Raw genomic sequence first — 1,872 nt, 5'->3', positions numbered from 1 at the left:
TGCAACATCAACTGGCCAGCCTCCATGCACAGACTCGCCGGGAAAGCCTGGATCAGCAGGAACAGCTGCACCGTCAGCTGGACACACTGGAGCAGGAACGCATCAAAGCAGAAGAGTTGCACGACCAACAAAAAATCGCCTCGCCCATTGATGGCACGGTGCAACAACTACAGGTCCATACCATCGGTGGTGTTGTACAGCCAGCACAGGCACTGATGCAGATCGTCCCCGCCGAAGCAAAGATGGAAGTGGAAGCCTGGATACTGAACAAAGACATCGGTTTTGTTCACGAAGGTCAAAGCGCCGAAGTGAAAATCGACACCTTTAACTTCACTAAATACGGTTTAATTGATGGCACTTTAACCTCCGTTTCCAACGATGCCGTGCCCGATGAAAAACTGGGTTTGAGATATCTTGCCAATGTTCAGATTGAAAAAGACTGGATGCAATTAGAAAACCGGAAGGTGAATTTGGCTCCGGGAATGAGTGTAGCGGTAGAAATTAAAACAGGGCAAAGGCGCCTGATTGAGTATTTTCTGAGTCCTCTGTTGAGGTTCAAACAGGAGAGTATACGTGAGAGATAAACAAATAAGACTGAAAAAAGGAAGCGCAATCCTTTTTTTGCTCTGGTTTTTCAGTGGGATATTATTTTCCATACTACTATCTAGTCAAACAGAATTTAGTATTTTCACAATATCGCTATTTAGTAGCTTTGAACCTTATGTCAGCGATTATGAAAAGTTCTGTTGGTCTATTGCTTTCTATATCGTTTCCCTCCCAATGTTTTTTTTATTTATCAGAAGTCAAGTCATAGTAGATCCTCCCCTCTCTATTGAGAAAAGGATGATCTTTTTTTTGCTTATACCATGTTTTTTACTTGCTGGGTTGGGATTGATACCACTCACTGAGCAGGGAATGTATACACAGCTTTTGCGAAGATTAATTCAAGTTGCGGACTGGGTTGGAGCTGTTTTACTTGTGTTCTTTTCCTTTAGCCTCGTCACTATATTTTTGTCAATTACCTTCAGGAAAATGAAAGGAGAAATAAGTGAGTAATCCAGCAACCGATAATGACACATTTCAGTATTATTTTGATAAGTATTGGGGAGAAGCGGCAAGTGGTTTATCTTCAGTATTAACTGAAATAACAGATAAATACTCCGCACAAGATTTTAATAATGCAGTTAAACAGCAGGAAATAGCTGAAAAACTATCTGCAGAATTTGACTATTACTCCCAGCGAGCTTCTGAATTAGCAAAAAAGGCAGACTCGCCTGGTTTAAGTCCAAATAAGTCAAAGCTTGCACAACAGACTTTAGACAATACTTCTATGATTTTTAAGGAGTACTCAGAGCAAGTAAAAGCTAAAGGGATTGAAGCTTTAGACGCTGTGGATACATCGATGCTTAACTCTGTAAACCGGCAACTACTTTCAGCAGGAGGTAAAGCTGCTGGCCCTCTGGCTGATAGTTTAGGCGTTACTATTAAACTTCTAAATGACGATTATTATGGTGCTGCAGGCGCATTTGTCGGTGCTGTTGCAGGTGCAGCTTTGGGAGTCTTTCTTGTTTCAACTACAGCGTGGATCAGCATTCCTGCTGCAATCATTTTTGGAACAGCAACGAGTAATTCATTTGAATCTATTTTTAAATTCCTTGACCCTCTTGGGCTTGGAGATATTTTACGGTCAAGTGGAAATAACCCTGAATTCAATGGAGCTGAAAACCTCACCTCTCCAATTATCCTCGACTTAGACGGAGATGGTGTCGAAACCATCAATGAGTCAGAAGGCGTTTATTTTGATCATGATGGCAATCTTCTGGCTGAAAAGACTGGCTGGGTAGGTAAAAACGATGGCCTTCTGGTCTTCGA

Annotated in this window: 3 protein-coding genes; all 3 read left to right on the top strand. The window is 41.8% G+C overall.

The window, feature by feature from the left end; translation table 11 throughout:
• Window positions 1–584 (top strand): HlyD family type I secretion periplasmic adaptor subunit (locus ACO6VE_RS24425; protein WP_422464099.1); only part of this gene is annotated, 584 nt, incomplete at its 5' end.
• Window positions 574–1,056: a hypothetical protein gene (locus tag ACO6VE_RS24420; RefSeq protein ID WP_422464097.1), complete on the top strand. Its 483-nt coding sequence runs from the start codon at window positions 574–576 to the stop codon at window positions 1,054–1,056. The genes ACO6VE_RS24425 and ACO6VE_RS24420, both read left to right, overlap by 11 nt.
• A partial coding sequence (locus ACO6VE_RS24415) for a hypothetical protein (protein ID WP_422464095.1) occupies window positions 1,049–1,872 on the top strand: 824 nt, incomplete at its 3' end. The genes ACO6VE_RS24420 and ACO6VE_RS24415, both read left to right, overlap by 8 nt.

Source organism: Endozoicomonas sp. ALB115 (assembly GCF_049310245.1).
GTDB lineage: Bacteria > Pseudomonadota > Gammaproteobacteria > Pseudomonadales > Endozoicomonadaceae > Endozoicomonas.
Note: the sequence above shows the minus strand (reverse complement) of the source record. Positions and strands in the feature narration are given on the sequence as shown.